The sequence below is a fragment of the uncultured Alteromonas sp. genome, from assembly GCF_963976965.1.
In the GTDB taxonomy this organism is placed as follows: Bacteria; Pseudomonadota; Gammaproteobacteria; order Enterobacterales; family Alteromonadaceae; genus Alteromonas; species Alteromonas naphthalenivorans.
Genome location: NZ_CAXBMP010000050.1, coordinates 1 through 17298, shown reverse-complemented (window position 1 = coordinate 17298; position 17298 = coordinate 1). Strand labels below are relative to the sequence as shown.

Annotated in this window: 11 protein-coding genes and 1 tRNA gene; 9 read left to right on the top strand and 3 right to left on the bottom strand. The window is 41.9% G+C overall.

What is annotated here, in order from left to right; genetic code table 11:
- Positions 1 to 386: 386 nt before the first annotated feature.
- The 5 genes from nadA to AAC006_RS20625 all read left to right on the top strand — a co-directional run bounded on the left by nadA (position 387) and on the right by AAC006_RS20625 (position 4825).
- Positions 387 to 1442 (top strand): quinolinate synthase NadA, encoded by a 1056-nt coding sequence (gene nadA, locus AAC006_RS20645; RefSeq protein WP_339892431.1) that lies wholly within the window; start codon positions 387 to 389, stop codon positions 1440 to 1442.
- Positions 1443 to 1666: 224 nt separating this feature from the next.
- Positions 1667 to 1756, top strand: a tRNA-Ser gene (locus AAC006_RS20640).
- Positions 1757 to 2067: 311 nt separating this feature from the next.
- Complete coding sequence (locus tag AAC006_RS20635) at positions 2068 to 3723, top strand: tyrosine-type recombinase/integrase (RefSeq protein ID WP_339892429.1); 1656 nt, start codon at positions 2068 to 2070, stop codon at positions 3721 to 3723.
- A 27-nt stretch (positions 3724 to 3750) separates the two neighbouring features.
- Positions 3751 to 4200 carry a hypothetical protein gene (locus AAC006_RS20630; protein ID WP_339892427.1) on the top strand — a complete coding sequence of 150 codons (450 nt, stop codon included), beginning with the start codon at positions 3751 to 3753 and terminating at the stop codon, positions 4198 to 4200.
- A gap of 481 nt (positions 4201 to 4681) precedes the next feature.
- Positions 4682 to 4825, top strand: a complete 144-nt coding sequence (locus AAC006_RS20625; RefSeq protein WP_339892437.1) for a DUF2960 family protein — start codon at positions 4682 to 4684, stop codon at positions 4823 to 4825.
- 151 nt (positions 4826 to 4976) lie between these two features.
- Here the strand turns inward: AAC006_RS20625 and nhaC are convergent, their stop codons facing one another.
- Positions 4977 to 6362 carry a Na+/H+ antiporter NhaC gene (gene nhaC, locus AAC006_RS20620; RefSeq protein WP_339892435.1) on the bottom strand — a complete coding sequence of 462 codons (1386 nt, stop codon included), beginning with the start codon at positions 6360 to 6362 and terminating at the stop codon, positions 4977 to 4979.
- A 616-nt stretch (positions 6363 to 6978) separates the two neighbouring features.
- Between nhaC and AAC006_RS20615 the strand changes: the two genes are divergently transcribed.
- From AAC006_RS20615 to AAC006_RS20600, 4 genes are all read left to right on the top strand, one after another.
- Entirely contained in the window at positions 6979 to 9705 is a 2727-nt protein-coding gene (locus AAC006_RS20615) for a TonB-dependent receptor (protein ID WP_339892425.1), read from the top strand.
- Positions 9706 to 9918: 213 nt separating this feature from the next.
- Positions 9919 to 11067, top strand: a complete 1149-nt coding sequence (locus AAC006_RS20610) for a sugar MFS transporter (RefSeq protein WP_339892433.1) — start codon at positions 9919 to 9921, stop codon at positions 11065 to 11067.
- Between the two features lie 17 nt (positions 11068 to 11084).
- Positions 11085 to 13637 carry a glycoside hydrolase family 3 N-terminal domain-containing protein gene (locus AAC006_RS20605; RefSeq protein ID WP_339892423.1) on the top strand — a complete coding sequence of 851 codons (2553 nt, stop codon included), beginning with the start codon at positions 11085 to 11087 and terminating at the stop codon, positions 13635 to 13637.
- Positions 13638 to 14006: 369 nt separating this feature from the next.
- Complete coding sequence (locus AAC006_RS20600) at positions 14007 to 15071, top strand: helix-turn-helix domain-containing protein (protein WP_339892420.1); 1065 nt, start codon at positions 14007 to 14009, stop codon at positions 15069 to 15071.
- 426 nt (positions 15072 to 15497) lie between these two features.
- Here the strand turns inward: AAC006_RS20600 and AAC006_RS20595 are convergent, their stop codons facing one another.
- Both AAC006_RS20595 and AAC006_RS20590 read right to left on the bottom strand, forming a co-directional pair.
- Complete coding sequence (locus tag AAC006_RS20595; RefSeq protein ID WP_339892419.1) at positions 15498 to 16334, bottom strand: trypsin-like serine protease; 837 nt, start codon at positions 16332 to 16334, stop codon at positions 15498 to 15500.
- 462 nt (positions 16335 to 16796) lie between these two features.
- Positions 16797 to 17054: a hypothetical protein gene (locus AAC006_RS20590; protein ID WP_339892418.1), complete on the bottom strand. Its 258-nt coding sequence runs from the start codon at positions 17052 to 17054 to the stop codon at positions 16797 to 16799.
- Positions 17055 to 17298: the final 244 nt, after the last annotated feature.

Here is a 17298-nt window from a genome sequence, read left to right as displayed (position 1 = left end):
GAGCAGTTGACTTTTAATCAATTGGTCGCTGGTTCGAATCCAGCACGACCCACCATCATTTCGTAAAGTGCTTTCTACCAAGCCTCAAATACCAAAACGTCAATATCAATACGCCTTCTACCATTTTCGGTGCTAAGTTAAGGCCGCTACAGCGCACATTATTCACAGTAAACTACTCAGCATTGTCAGGCTAGCTACTGCTAACAATTGCCAAAAACCTAAATGCCGGTTCGCGTAAATTCCTTACTGCAATTTATTCTATCTGTAATTCAATTTTTTAGGATGGTATGGTTGAAAATCGTGCAATCATCCTTAACTAAGTAGTATGTATTTTTTATGACAGTTGGGTATAATCCACGCCCTTGTCACAACCGAGATGTAGGTCAATGTCAGTAGCCTTTCGAGTGGAACAGGTAGAGTATCCTTTTCCCGCTAAACCACAGCCATTATCAGATGCCCGTAGAGCAGCGCTTAAAGCTGAGATTAAATCTTTGCTTAAACAGCGAAATGCCGTGCTTGTGGCGCATTACTATACCGATCCTGAAATTCAGGCACTAGCGGAAGAAACCGGTGGTTGTGTCGCTGACTCATTAGAAATGGCCCGTTTTGGTCGTGATGCAGCAGAACAAACCCTTATTGTTGCAGGCGTTCGCTTCATGGGTGAAACCGCAAAAATTCTTAGCCCAGAAAAAACCGTGCTAATGCCCACACTGGAAGCCACCTGTTCGCTAGATATCGGTTGCCCGATAGAAGAATTCAGCGCGTTTTGTGATGCACACCCAGATCATACTGTTGTGGTATACGCCAATACATCTGCGGCAGTGAAAGCCCGTGCTGATTGGGTAGTTACTTCAAGTATTGCACTTGAAATAGTAGAACACCTAGATAGCCAAGGTAAAAAAATTATCTGGGGGCCAGACCGTCACTTAGGTTCATACATTGCCAAGCAAACTGGCGCAGAAATGCTGATGTGGCAGGGCGAATGTATTGTTCATGATGAGTTCTCAGCACAGAAGCTGGCTGACATGAAAGCGCTGTATCCTAACGCGGCAGTATTGGTTCACCCTGAATCACCCGCTAGTGTGGTAGACATGGCAGACGCAGTAGGCTCAACCAGCCAGCTGATAAAAGCGTCACAAACCATGAGTAACGACACCTTCATTGTGGCTACTGATAAAGGCATTTTTTATAAAATGCAGCAACTCACGCCAAACAAAACGTTTATCGAAGCACCTACAGGTGGAAATGGTGCAACCTGTAAGAGCTGTGCCCATTGCCCATGGATGGCCATGAACGGCCTTGAGGCAATAAAAGCATCGTTAGGTGTAACCTATGAAGGCCATGAGATCTTCGTTGACGACAGCCTGCGTGAGGGCGCTTTAATCCCACTCGACCGTATGCTGAATTTCTCTGAAGAATTGAAAGCGAAAGGCGGCCTGTAACGCATAATAAGGTAAAGGCGGGTAATTATTCAGCAGTTAGCGTGTTTTTTCGCGCAACGTCTTGATTAAGACGCCCGCTTTACCTACTATACGCGCGCTTTAGGTAAATTGTCTGCCCGCTCAAGGTGAATTGTCCGCTCGTTCAAGGCAACGTGTACGTACACTTTAGGCAATTTCCTGGCAGTATTTCGTTGTTTGCGTTCACCGCAAATAGCACAAAATTTGGAGAGGTGGCTGAGTGGCTGAAGGCGCACGCCTGGAAAGTGTGTTTAGGGTTAAACCTAACGAGGGTTCGAATCCCTCTCTCTCCGCCAAATAACGACTGAAGCCCTGTATTTACGGGGCTTCGTTGTATTTTATTCTTGGTTAAGAATATACTCTGTCACAGAACTCTGTCACAAAAAGGCAGAGAAGCATGCAAAACCGCTCACCAACTTACCTATATAAATTCAAAAACTCGTCTAACTATTTTTTTCGAATCCGATACGGAAATTTTGATCAAACATGTCATGTTTGTCTCAAAGACAAGTATTTCGTAGCTTCGTTGGGTACTACCGACTATGACGCCGCGAGATGGCTTGCTCTTTACATCAAGTGTAATTTGATAAAAGACAAGGATATGAACATGATAGACGTAGATAGAAATACCTGTAACCAGGGAGTGTTGCGAAAAGGCGCAGTGGCAGATCCAGCTCAAACTCTTGCTTGCATAGGCGAATTGAAGCCGTTCCCAGAGGAGTTCAGCCCTCAGTATCTTCTAGCGCAGCAACTGTATAAAAAGCAACTGAAAGACAAGTTTCGTTTGTTATTAGCTGCTGGCAAGGAGATCATTAATCATGGTATGGCGACCCAATTAGGGGCGCTAGACTCAATGAAAGAAGATGCTCTTAATAGCGCAACTTCAGATCTAAGCAGCTATTGTGATGTAAACACGAGGCGCGAGCTCGTTGACATACTTTTACCGCATCAACCCATTAAGAACATTCAAAAGTCTAACATCGATGAAAGATATGTACGTTGCGTTAGGATGTTAAATGAGCTCATGTCTGCTTTATCAAGAGAGAACCGAAAATTCGATGCTTTTGATGAGGGTTATGAATGCGAAGATAGCCCAATTGCTAGGAGTGCTGCCACCTATACCCAAGAGCAGCTATTAAGCGGCATGGTAGATATGATCAGTCTGTTACCCATGTTCAGAAGCATTAAGGATAAAGCTACTGGTAAAGTCGCTGCTACAGACGTTATTGAGGAGTCTCACTTTAGTTTATTTGGCCAAATGGATAAATTCTTGAGTGAAAAGCAGGGAACTATCGCAGACAGAACTATCGATAAATATAAAGCGTCGTTTTCATTGCTAAAAGAGATATGGCCCGATGATAGTGACGTGAGAGATTGGAAAAAACAGAAAGTACAAGAAGTGAAGACAGCACTCACTCAGCGCAAATCAAACCAAAGTAAGAATTGCAATGAAAAGCCGATGAGTATTACTACTAAAAATATGTACTTATCAAACTACCGAACGTTATTTTCTTGGATAATTGAAAACACCGACGCTGATATCAAGAACCCTTTTGCTAACAGTGCATTTCAAAAGGCAAAAGGAAAGTCGAAGCCTCCCAAGCGACGCTCATTCACCAGTGAAGAAGTTCGAAAAATTCTTCGATACAAGCCGGAACATGGAAGTGAGGCTAAAACCTTTCGAGATGATGCCAAATGGTATCTCAAGGTTTGTTTATACTCTAGTATGCGCCTCAATGAACTGTCAGCACTGCCAGTCGCAAACATTAAGCAAATTGATGATGTATGGTGTTTTGATCTACGTGGTTTAGATTTAAAGAATGAGGCTTCTGAGCGAGTTATTCCAATCGCTCAGTATTTACTAGATGAAGGGATTCTTGACTATGTAGAGATGTTAAAGAAACATAAAGAGAAATTTTTCTGCCCTCAAATTCGCCATGGAAAAACGGAACCCAGTAGTGCAGGTTGGGGAGATCCGATAAGTCGTTGGTTTAGTCGTACCGTACTTAAAAAAGTAGGGATAGATAAAGACAAGGAGGAGCAAAAAGGAACTTTGATTTGCTTTCACTGCACGCGTCGAACTTTCATATCGACGTGTATAAACAATGGTGAAGAGAAGTATCTCGTCAAACGACTGGCAGGGCATTCAATAGATGATGATATAACGTTGAGCGTATACTCTGACGTAGATAAAATTGACCTTAAGCTTTTAAAGAGCGTCATAGATCAAAATCTAAAATGGCATGAACTTAATTTAGGTTAGCCATCTGGTTTATATGAGGAAAAGTATATGGATGACAGTTATTTACTAACTGGTACTTTACGTGATGTTCGAAGATGTTACATAGACAACACTGAAATTTCGTTTTTATTTGGTTACGTTATTGACCACGAGAGCACGCGATATTCTAAAGACGACTGGCTAGCGTCAAGTTATATTCGTGAAGTCAAAATCGTTAATGGGAAATATCACGTTTACACGGCTAATAGCGTCTATCTTACTGACAACTATACTTCGATAATTGTATCAGATGATGACATCGATAACATTCGCTTAGGAATGCCCCCTGAGGTAATGAACTCAGCCGGGTCAATAAATGATCTTGTTACATTAGTAGGCTTAACTAAAAAAATAGATAGTTGGGCAAAAGAATATAACTTAGGGATTAATGAGATTGTGGATGCTATTGCTAATAACGCTGATGAATTGTTTACCGGCAGCAATGATGGTTCTTTTTAATTCGTAAATGGTAATTTTTGTATGAGTAGGTTTAAAGTGTACGAAAATTCTAATAAAGCGCTTTTGGATGATCTTGGGCTACAGGGGAGTAGGTCAATTTGCTACATGTGTCAAATTAAAACCTCTTTTGATACAACGCCCTGCTTAGGGGCGGAAACATATGGGCTAAAGTTAGGGGCGGAGTGACACAGCCCATGTGTTTGCGTCCCAGCGAGCCTGCGAGCGACTACAGCAGATTGTTAGGAGCGCACCATCTTAGCTTCTACTTTTTCAGCTTGAACTAAGTTATCTATTGATGATACAAAACTTAACGTACCCGTTAGGCGTAAACCTTGAACGGAGTATATTTTCATTAAGAAGTTAGCACTATCCAATTGATATTTCGAGATGGGCCACGCAGTAATATTGATGGTAGAGTTTCTTATTTCCCCCTTTATAGCGTAGGACGTGATTTCATCTTTTCCTTTAATATGATGCGAGAATAGACCTTACCCAGTTTTTGCAAACTGAACAGCAAGTTGCCTCAATCAGCAAAGACAAAAAAACCGCAAGAAATTTTAGAGATGCCGAATTTGTAAAAATGGGCTTTTCTGATTTGTACTTCTTAAAAAATGGTCAAGAATGATGGCTCAACTCCCTACCACGCACAGTAATACTTAAATGATTTGTGGGCATTAGTACGTGCAAAGTTAAACGTTAAGAACGCGTTGGAAAACTGGACAACAACCCCGTTTGAACCATTAGCCGGTTTAGCAGATGGGCTTCTTATTGGTAGGTCAGTGGTGTTGTGCCCTTTTTTCTTTCAATAAACCTACGCCCAATGTAGCCATAGCTATCGCAACAACACCATTTAGATAGTTAAAAAATGCATAGGGCGCGTAGTCGAGAACCTCAACCCCTAGGGTTGCAGAGTAAAATGCCCCCGCCGTTGTCCAAGGAATAAGGCCCGTGGTCATGGTAGCGCCTTCTTCCACCGACCGAGAAAGCATGGAAGGATCAAGCTTCTGTTGCTGATATTTTGATTTAAACAATTGGCAATTTAAAATAATAGAGATATACGCCTCGCCCATTGCCACGTTACCTAAAAAACCAGATGCTATGGTAACGGCGATTAACGTTGCGGTGCGCTTTACCCTTTTAATAATGCCCGACAATAACGCCGCTAAAAAGCCTGTACCGTGCAATATACCGCCCAATGCTATGGCCATTAACGCAAGTAATAGCGTCCAACTCATACTGCTGATGCCGCCCCGGCCTAGTAATACATCTAAATTTGCTATACCTGTATTTTGTGGGGTGTTTTCCCAAAGTGCATTAAGTACGCTAATTGTGTTGGTGTCTTGGTAGAAAATAGCGATGATGACGGCAAGAAGAATACTGCATGACATGGCAACTTCAGCTGGGACTTTTTTAATGCTCATTACCGTTAGCAACACCAGCGGTAACAAGGTAATGTAAGGCGCAAGGTTATAGTGGCTGGCAAGCACTGCTTTAATTTTGTATATCTCCTCAACATTTAAACTTTGGCTTGCGTAGGTAAAGCCTATAACTAAGAAAATTACGAATGTTAGAAGAAAGCTAGGCAGTGTAGTTAGCAGCATGGCATACATATGCCGATAAATAGTGGTGCCCGCACTCATCGACGCGAGATTGGTGGTATCAGATACCGGAGACATTTTATCGCCAAACGTAGCACCACACACCACCATGCCGGCAATAATAGGTAGCGGTATATTCATGGCTTCGCCAATGCCCATTAGCACTACCCCCATAGTACCTACCGTGCCCCACGACGTACCTGTGGCTACCGACATTACCGCACACAGAATTAACCCCACCGCCAAGAATATACTGGGGTTTAGCCAACTAAGGCCGAAATAAATTAGGGTTGAGATAGTGCCGCTTTGCATGAAGCTGGCGATAACCATTCCAATGAGGATAAAAATATATATTGCCGGCATTGCCCGCGTTAATGCACTGGTCATTAGTTCACGGATTTGCAGGTACTTGTACCCTAAACTAAAGGCATTAATACCAGCCCAAAGCAAACACAAGAAAATTAATGCATGAAGGCTAATGCCTAAGCCAAACAAACCGCCCGCTATCAACGCTACAATAACGCTAAAACATAGCAATGATTGCGCAAAGCTGGGGCTACGCATAGAGTGAGGCGAAGTTAAAGACAAGTTGGCGCACTTAAAAATGAAGTAGTGAAAAGTAGTATAACTACTTTACACAATCAACTCTTATAAAGATTTAAGACGTTATACACTATTAATTTTGCCACAATCGCGTGAATCCCAACAATAAAAACGACCACCTTTTAAACAATTAATTAACCTTCCTCAAAAAAAATTAACTTTTTTGCAATTTAATCTTAATTTGAATAACAGGCTAAAAAGCCCGCCATTAAAGGAAAGTTCGAGTTGACGTCCCCTATTAGAACTCAAAAATATCTAGTTTGAATGTGCGCTTGTTAAAAAGGACGCTTAGCAAATATGAATTCAATAGATTCCAGCCTGTCGATGTTGCAAGGCGAGTTAGCAGTTGCCATAAAACTTACAAAGTGCTGCTTATTCATGTGAAGTACAAAGCCTGAAACATCAGCATACCAAGAAACTGGAAATAATAAATTGTCATTGTACTGCCTGCATAGCATACGCAAAATGCTGCTATAAAACGTGTAAGACGAAGATTGTTTCCTAAAAACAACAATTCAATAAGTTACTTTCAAATGGCTGACATATTGCTCATAAATGAAAGTAAAAGGCTAAACATATGAAACTAAACCAGCTCAATTTACGTGTAAAACTTAGTCCCATTTTTGTTGCTATGGCTGCTGCCAATTTAACTTATTCTTTGCCGAGCTTTTCTCAGCAAATCGATGACAAAATCCCCGCCGTTGAAAAGGAAAAAAATACCGATGATGCTGCAGATATTCAAGTATTAGAGAGAATTACTGTATCTGCCACCAAACGTGACACAGACCTGATGAACACGCCAATTGCAATTTCAGCCTTCACCGAAGAGCAATTGAACAAAATTGGTATCACTAATGTGAAAGATTTGAACAACGTGGTGCCTAACATGAGCATCATGACGGATCGGGAGTCTTCAGCGCCGATCATTACTATGCGTGGTGTGCGCTCAACCAACACTACTGAGTGGGGAGACCCTGCCGTTGGTGTTCACTATGATGGAATTTATTCGCCGCGTCCTCAAGGTGCCCTTTCGTTAATTTTCGATGTAGAGCGAGTTGAAGCACTACGTGGACCTCAAGGTACGTTATTTGGACGTAACTCTACGGTAGGGAGTTTGAATATCATCTCCGCGAAACCGAATTTAGATGAAGTAGAAGGCAAAGTTGAATTAGAAGTTGGTCGATGGAATCAACAAGTCATCAAAGGAGTGTTAAATGTTCCTATTTCAGATTCATTTGCAATAAGAGGCGCATTCTTTAAAGAAACAAGAGACTCTAATTTAAACGGTTATTACGACCCTAACCAATGGGATCAACGTTACCTAGGACTTGATACATCACAACTTACGCCCATCAGTGAAGGCATCACTCCAGCGGATCGCGATACTGACAACCGCACCTATTTTAATGACACCTTGTATGAACCCATAAAAGCCGATCCCGCTGATTTTTATAATAACTCAGACCAATATGCTTTCAGGCTTTCTGGGCTGTATTCCCCAAGTATAGACTTTTCTTGGCAGTTGACTTTCGAGCGTTATGTTGATCAAGGTGCTGGCACAGCTGCTTCCCGTGACTGTGAGAAGATAAAAGATAGACCTTCTGATGTGAATGGTGGCTCGTGTACCGATTTGTGGGGAACGGAGGATAATCATACCGTATATGTAAATGTTCCGGGTAAAGTAGATTTGACCCTAGATAGCTATCGTTCGAGCATTCACTATGACATAACCGACGGTATTCAGTTTTCCTATTTAGCAGGTTATCAAAGCCAAGAGCGTTCAGGACAGGTTGATTTAGATCAGGGTATGTATTTCTATGATCAAATACTCAAATGGATTGACACGGATTATGACTCTTGGTCCCATGAATTGCAGTTTAAGTCTACGGGTGAAAGCGACTTACAATGGATTGTGGGCTATTTCAATCTTAAAGAAGATAACTCAATGAACGGCCAATATCATGGGGCCATGGGGGGGGTCTCATGGTGGCTTCAACCATCGCGCACGGTAGAGTCCGAAGCATTTTTTGCGCAGGGTACTTACGCGTTGACGGATAAGTTGTTTCTAACCCTAGGAGCTAGATATACGGAAGACCAGAAAGAAGATAAAGGTGGCCGAAACCTAGGGTGTTTCTCAAACGAATGTTATACCGACGTGGCTTGGGGAGAGGTCTGGGATTATATTGATTGGTCACTTCCTTTAGATGAGCAAATTGAGAATACCAGTGCGGTGCGTGCGAATTTAAATGCACTACCTGTTGATTACTACGACTCGCCTGTTGAAGGGGCTGAAGTAGACAGCGAAAATGACGTAAAACAAAGCTGGGCAAAAACCACTTGGCGTGTGGGCTTAGATTATCAAGCCACTACAGATACCCTGTTTTATAGCTATATTGCCAATGGCTTTAAAGGCGGCGGTATTGGCGATATTTTGATTAAGCAATCAGATGGAACACGCTTTGATACCAGTTACGATGGTGAAGAAGTGGTGACTTATGAGATTGGTGCCAAAACCACACTGTTAGACGGCAAGATGAATCTGCGCGCAAATTACTTTTACAGTGATTATAAAAACCAACAGTTCTCTACTTGGACAATTTACGACACTATTACTGAAATGCAGGAAGACCCGCGTACCGGTGAGATGATTGAAATGACCCAAGATTTTGGGACATTTTTAACCCGCAATGCATCTAACTCAAAAATCTCTGGCTTAGAGTTGGAGATGGATTTAGTACCTTGGAATGGTGGTTTCATTGGCGGCTATTTAACTTTCCTTGATACCGAAATTACATCTGACTACTGGAAAGCTTGGGGCCCCGAGCCATCACAGGTCTTCGCTAACCCAGACGGCGTAGAGATTCCAGGAACACTAGATACGTCTCAGCCTTGGTTTAGGAACTTAAAAGGCAACCAGTTAGCCTACTCACCCGAGGTCTCATTTACCTTGAATATCAGTCATACCTTTGAGTTAAGTAACGGTGGGCGAATTACCCCATTCATTAATATTCACTGGGAAGACGACTCTTATACCTCCATCGACAATACCGATAAATGGGAAATTCCTGCGGAAGCGTTAAATGAAGGAATTGATTTAGATATCTACTCTGATAAACGAGAAGCTTGGGCGATGATCAACGCGAACGTGAAGTACGAGACGGTTGATAATACTTGGTATATCGAAGGAGGCGTTTATAACCTTACCGATGAAGATGTGAATTGGTGGCAAGGCTATTCTGGTAGTACGCCTGTTGCTGGTAAAGCAAGACGTAACTGGAACATTCGAGTTGGATACAACTTTTAACTGACAATACCATTTGGTCTTGTTGACCGCACAAGCAAGGGCTCGTGATATCACTTCATATTCGCGAGACCTTGTTCAACGTATCTATCTTGATTTTTATATTACCAAGGAAGCACGATGACAACTCCTAGTTTTGTTATCAATAGCCAGCACCATACGCAAAACCCTAGTGGGTACGTGTTCCCACTAACGGTGCTCACCTCATTGTTTTTTATGTGGGGTTTTATCACCTGTTTAAACGATATACTAATTCCCCATTTAAAAGCAGCGTTTAGCTTAAGTTACACCCAAGCAATGTTGGTTCAATTCTGTTTTTTTGGGGCCTATTTCATTGTTTCATTACCCGCAGGTAAATTACTGAAACGCATCGGCTATCAAAAAGGGATTGTGGTGGGTTTGGTGATAGCTGCATTAGGCTGTTTACTATTTTACCCAGCAGCCTCTAGCCATAGTTACCCTTTATTCCTTTCTGCGTTGTTCGTACTTGCCTCGGGAATCACTATTTTACAAGTCTCAGCAAACCCTTATGTGACCTTCCTAGGGCCAACTAAGACTGCGTCTTCGCGTTTAACATTAACTCAAGCCTTTAATTCTTTGGGTACGACAATTGCGCCCTATTTGGGGGCGTTATTTATTCTCAACGAAGCAGTAAGCACAGTTGCAGTTAACCCATCTGCTGAGTCGGTGCAAGGGCCCTATTTAGTGCTGGTGGCAATGTTATTATTGTTAGCGGCAATCTTTGCGCTTATCAAACTACCTCACATCCCCAGCGCTACAGTGACTGAAAGTGAAGTCATAGGCGCTAGTGCATGGCAACAGCGCCATTTAGTTTTAGGGGCGCTGGCTATTTTTGTGTATGTCGGTGCTGAAGTGGCGATTGGTAGCTTTATAGTCAACTTTTTAGGCGAGAAGAATATTGCGGCGCTAGAAGAAGCAGAGGCGGCAAAATACTTAACCTATTATTGGGGTGGAGCTATGATCGGACGCTTCATTGGCGCCGCGGCGTTACAAAAAGTTTCTGGCGGAAAGGTACTGGCATTCAATGCCGCTACAGCCTGTGTGCTATTGGTGTTTACCGTGCTAGCTTCTGGCAGCGTCGCCATGTGGTCCGTTTTGCTGATTGGCTTGTGCAACTCAGTGATGTTTCCCACTATCTTCAGTTTGGCCTTAAACAACTTAGGAAAACTGACTCCTCAAGGCTCTGGCATATTGTGTTTAGCCATTGTAGGCGGTGCCATTATCCCTCTTATTCAGGGTGTACTAGCAGACATCCTAGGCGTGCAATTAGCCTTTATTTTACCTCTTTTTTGCTATTTATATATTGCTTACTACGGCTTGGTAGGAAGTCGAGTAACAGCTTAACGTGATTGGAAACGAACATGAATAAACTAATAACTATAAGCGTAATGCTAAGCTTGATGTGTAGCCTCGCTGCATGTAAAAGTGAAAATAATTCACAAACACCTTCTCCCAAAAATGCCGCTGATATATGGCCAAAGCTGAATAGTGCGGTGAAGCAAGACCCGCAGGTGGAAGCACAAGTTAAACAAATATTGGCCACAATGACGTTAAAGCAAAAAGTCGCACAAATGATTCAGCCAGAAATACGCGATATTTCAGTGGCAGATATGCGTAAGTATGGCTTTGGCTCCTATCTAAACGGTGGTGGAGCATTCCCAAATAACGAGAAACATTCCAGCGCCGATGATTGGGTTAAGTTGGCCGACGACATGTATCTAGCCTCGGTGGATGACAGCTTGGATGGCTCGACCATTCCTACTATGTGGGGAACTGACGCCGTACATGGTCACAATAACGTCATTGGCGCAACTTTATTTCCCCACAATATCGGACTGGGCGCAGCAAATAATCCGGATTTAATTGAAAAAATTGCAAACATTACCGCCACCGAAGTAATGGCCACAGGGATTGATTGGGTTTTCGCACCTACCGTAGCAGTGGTGCGCGATGATCGATGGGGACGCACCTATGAAGGCTACTCAGAAGATCCTGAAATCGTGAGAAACTATGCCGCATCCATTGTAAAAGGCTTGCAAGGTGAGGCTAATAAAGACTTTTTGTCAGACAACCGTGTGATTAGTACGGTGAAACACTTTATTGGCGATGGTGGCACGCTTGACGGTGATGACCAAGGTGACAACATCAGTAGCGAACAGGAATTGTTTAATATTCATGCTCAAGGATATGTTGGCGGTCTAACCGCGGGTGCTCAGTCTGTTATGGCTTCATTTAATAGTTGGCAGGGCGATAAAATCCACGGCAATAAGTATTTATTGACCGAAGTACTAAAAAAACAAATGGGTTTCGATGGCTTTGTTGTTGGTGATTGGAATGGCCACGGCCAAGTCGTAAATTGCAACAACGAAAGTTGTCCCCAAGCGATTAATGCGGGATTAGATATTTTCATGGTGCCAACAGATGCGTGGCTTCCTTTATACGAAAATACCATAGCACAGGTGAAAGACGGCACTATTGCCATGTCGCGAATCAATGACGCTGTTACCCGTATTTTACGAGTTAAAGTGCGTGCGGGATTATTCGATAAGCCCAACCCAGCAAAGCGCAAATTTTCTGGGCAAAGCGACTTAATTGGTCATAAAAGCCATAGAGATGTTGCACGCCAAGCTGTTCGCGAGTCCTTAGTGTTATTAAAAAATAAAAAACACTTGTTACCATTAGATCCGAAGCAGTCAATTCTGATTGCCGGTGATGCAGCAGATAATATTGGCAAACAATCTGGCGGCTGGTCGATTACTTGGCAAGGCACTAACAATAGCAATGCAGATTTCCCTGGGGGAAGCTCAATATTTGCTGGGTTAAGTAAGCAAATCAATGCAGCTGGTGGGCAGGTAGAGCTAAATGTGAACGGCGATTTTACCAATAAGCCCGACGTTGCCATTGTGGTATTTGGTGAAGAACCCTATGCAGAAGGCCACGGCGACAGAGCCAGTTTAGATTACCAGCAAGGAAATAAACGAGATCTCGCCCTCTTAAAGAAACTCAAAGCACATGGGATCCCCGTGGTCGCCATTTTCATATCGGGACGACCAATGTGGGTTAACGCCGAACTTAATGCTTCAGACGCATTCGTTGCTGCTTGGCTTCCAGGCTCCGAAGGAGATGGTATCGCCGAAGTAGTACTCGCAAATCCGGATGGCTCCATTCAACACGACTTCAAAGGTAAACTATCTTTTTCTTGGCCTAAGTCTGCTGAGCAAACCACGGTAAACTACGGTGATTTAGACTATGCGCCGCTATTACCCTATGGGTTTGGATTAACCTACCAAGATGAAAACCTGTTAGCTGATAATTTGTCTGAGCAAGTCGAGCTGAATTTAGATCAACCCCAGCGCACAATGTTATATACAGGCGCTATGCACAAACCATGGGAAATGCATTTATTTTCTGGTGAGCAAGAAATTGCTGTTAATTCTAACTCTCATCAATTAAACGGATTAACTTTTCGTACTGTGGATAGAGAGGTCCAAGAGGATTCGCTTTTAGTTAGTTTAGATGGCAATCAATTATCTGGTGTGAAGATAGTCAGTGAAAGCCATTTTAAGGAAGACCTCAACCGAGAATTTTTGGCTGACAGCACAATATCAATGTTAATCAAAGTGACTAGTAAACCTAGCGACAATGTCTATATTGCCATGAACTGTGAAGGTTTTGGCGATGACCCAGGTAGCTGCAATGCGAGACTAGATGTCAGCTCAATAATCAATGCCTTGGCCATTAACGAGTGGCATCCCCTAAGCATTGATTTGCAGTGCTTTGCGAATATGGGTATTAAGTTCGATAGTTTAGTATCACCTTTTTCATTAGAATCTGCAGGGGCAATGCAAATATCACTGTCGGAAGTAGGTTTCACTCCGCAACCTCCCGAGCAAGCGACAATTAGCTGTAATTAATCTAGCGGATAGCTAGTTACCATTCGGAAAGAAAACTTGTTCTAAGAATTTCGCATTATCTTAGGACAAGTTTCCAGCAGCATATATTGTACTTAGTATTGGCAACCTTCTCCTCGACAAATTCGTTGGATCAGATTGATAATTGCGATAGCATTTGATGAGGAATTAATACACACCTATTCTCACAAACTATTTCGCTGAACAGTGAGCACCTTACAAAGGATTCTATTTAATTTACGCCTATGTCAATGTTTAAATGTGTAGTTACGCTCAATGAGTAGCGTTGTATTTAATTTGAATGACATTACATTGGTAATGACTATTGTTCTGTCGATTTTGTTTTCCTTAATGCTGCTATCTAGTCATCGTATGAATGATAATAGCGCTTACTTACTCGCAGCATTTTTAATTTCCCATGCTTTTATAGCTTTTCACGAGTTGACCTTCTTCGGAGAAAAATTTCGTTTTGAAGCCCTGGAATTTGCGCCAAATATACTCTTTGTAGGCAGCCTCGCCTACTGTCTAGATGCAGTATTGCTCTACTTATATATTAAGTCATCGGTGTTTAGTGATTTCAAATTTTCTAAAAAACATTTAGTGCACCTTATTCCTTTCTTCCTATACGCCATCTATTTGATCTTTAATTACTACAGCCTTAGTGACATCGCAAAACAGATCGTTATTGAGAATTGGGGGCTGTATAGCACATGGCACTATATTGCCACTGATACTTTGGTCAAACTGCTCAGATTAACTTACTTAGTAGGCTGCTTTGTTTTAATCGCTAGATACCATAAACGTCATAAAGAAGCGCGGGCGGATATTTCGACTATTGATTTAAATTGGCTTCGTTTACTACTGATAGGCTTTTTGGCCATTATGGTCACCGAAGCTTTTTTAAGCATATTGAAAGTCATTAATCTTAGCTATCCAATTGAAGTAGAAACCTTTATTAGTATAGGTTTGTTTTCTTACTACATTACTTTTTTGCTAGTGGTCTCTTTATTATTTTATAGTGTGACTAAATCTCACTCTATCATTCCCATTCCAATAACAGATGAAAATCAACATTCTGATGAAAAGAGTGTGTATAAATCCGTCTATATTGAGCGGATAGAAACTATCATGCGGAAGGAAAAGCCTTACCTTTTATCAGATATTACCATCGATGAATTAGCCAAAAAGCTGAACGTTTCAACTAAAGATTTATCGGTCACTTTAAATCGTCATTTTCAGATGAATTTCTACGAATTTATTAATAATTACCGAATCGAGGAAGCTAAGTGTTTATTGGTAGAGGACGTAAACAGAGCCATTACCGATATTTACTTTGATGTAGGATTTAATAGTAAGTCAGTTTTTTATACATTTTTTAATAAAAAGGAGGGAATTACCCCCTCTGAATTTAGAAAACGCCATGGTAACAATACCTAATTTTAAATAGCTCATTGTTCTGATTCTTTAGACCAGATGACTGCAATGGTAGGGAAAGGTACTTCAGAAAATCTGGATAATATTGCTCAACCAATTGGTATAGCAATGTTTGCTCTGGCCGATGTCGTTTATAGGTATGCGTGTGAATGGCTAACAATGGCGCCCTTGGCAAGGATTGGTAGCTCAGAGTGCAGATGGTTTTGCTGTTAGTCTACTGGCCTTTGAGATGGAAAACTCATTGCGCCAAGGTCCGCTTCACGTACAGAGCTGTCCAACAGCGTAACGGGCATCTTGAGACAAGGAGCAGACCTTCAACACTAGCTAAGGGGCGCTGGCGCGTGGACTACACAGCCCATGTTTTAACGTCTCAGTGGCCAAGGGAAGCGCCAAAGGCTATAAAGTAACTATTGACGCCATAGTCTCTTATTAGATATCTCTTTCGCCTATGCTTATGTCTTCACATACTTGCGGCAGAATGTCCTCTGTTAAACCCGCTGGTAATTGTTGTAGTCTTTGGTGTGAAATACCTCTCGTATTCACACCGCTGATAATTTGTTGAATCCAAGGCACAAAATATGAGGTTCGACTATATACTTCCTTAACACCATACTTGCCGATATCACCACCCTCGACTCTTGAGCTGATGCCGTAAACAATACCCAATTTGTCTTGAAACATATAAGCGGGGCCACCGCTATCACCACCACCTGAAACACCTTCTAAGGGCAATGCCTCGTTACCTTCGTTAAAATCAAATTTTAAAAGAGGCCCTTTTGCAAACGTAACGTTATTTTGGGCTTTTCGCATTTGCCCTTCGTTTTCATAGTTGTCTACAGTCTGCCCAGTTAGTCCGTTTCCAGTACCGCCGATACCGATAAACCAAAGATTTTTATCTAGTTCGTTTGAGTCTGTATTGATTGCGAATGGAATTACATCCGCTACAGGTTCTCGCAATTGAATAAGGGCGATGTCGTGACTTTTTCCCGGTTTATAATCTTTGTGAATATATACGTTTTCTACATTAACCAAATTTCCATTAATCAAAATAGATGAATCAGGGCTGACACAAAAAGTCGCATGAGCTGCTGTGATTATCCACGAAGGCTCGATAAGTGTTCCGTGCGCTCCGTCAAAATAAAAAGTGGCTAGTTGAGGGATAGTATTTTCTTTGACCTTGTACTCTTCATCTGGAACATCATGCCTAATTACAATGGCGTGCGCGGAAAAAGTTAAACAGCAAATAAATAGTAAAAAGTACCTCATAAGCTCTCCATGCATTTTTGAGACGAATCAAAAGCATTCCTAATGTCTTCTCTTTGAGTGCTATCCAAGTATCTTGCATAAACCTGAACAGTGATTTTGCTCGCACAACCCGATAATAAAAACACTAGGAAAACTAAAGAATGGTTTGAGGCTTTCATCCATGAACTCTGACAGCAACCTTGATTACAAGTGTAATCTATAGATTGTAATTAAACAATAATGCGATCTCTGCGTACAACTCGTTATTCGCTAATGTCCGGAATACGTACGGAGCTGTCCAACAGCGTAACGGGCACCTTGAGACAAGGAGCGGTCATTTACTTGAAGCATTTAGCTCGGTTACCTGTATATTGAGTTTTCTGAAGTCTTCTTGAAGCCTGTTATCTTTATTGATGACAATAATCATTAAAGACGATGTCTGAGAGAAATAGCACCAGCGCCAGTATGAATGTACCGAAGTTATTACAGAACCAAATCCCACGCACTAGCTGCAACGTGGGAACCTATGACTGTTGGATGCTGTGCTTCTTGCTGTATTGATTGTAGTTCCAGAAGCGCTTGACTAAAAACGTTATTTTCTTCGGTTGTAAACGCAACTGGAGTTACATACTCACTGTCAGGAACCCCAAGATTGAAACTTAATATATTGGTTACTCGAAATTTTTCTGCAATACCATCATAAGAGTCAATCACAATTACATCGACGCTACTTTCGCCCAATGGGACTGCATAGGATTTTGCTATCGATCCTCGCTCGACAGAGGAATCACAAGTCTGACAGTCAACCAAAATTTTAGACTGTGACATAGCCGAAGAAGAATAAAAACTGAAACAAAGTAACGTAGCAAAAAATATTTTTTAATAAAAAATTCCATTTAAATTAATTCAATCTATATATTGCTCGTACCGTTCCTAAGGCCTGTTGATCTTTCGTGATTAGTTTTTGACCGGCATGGTAAAGAGT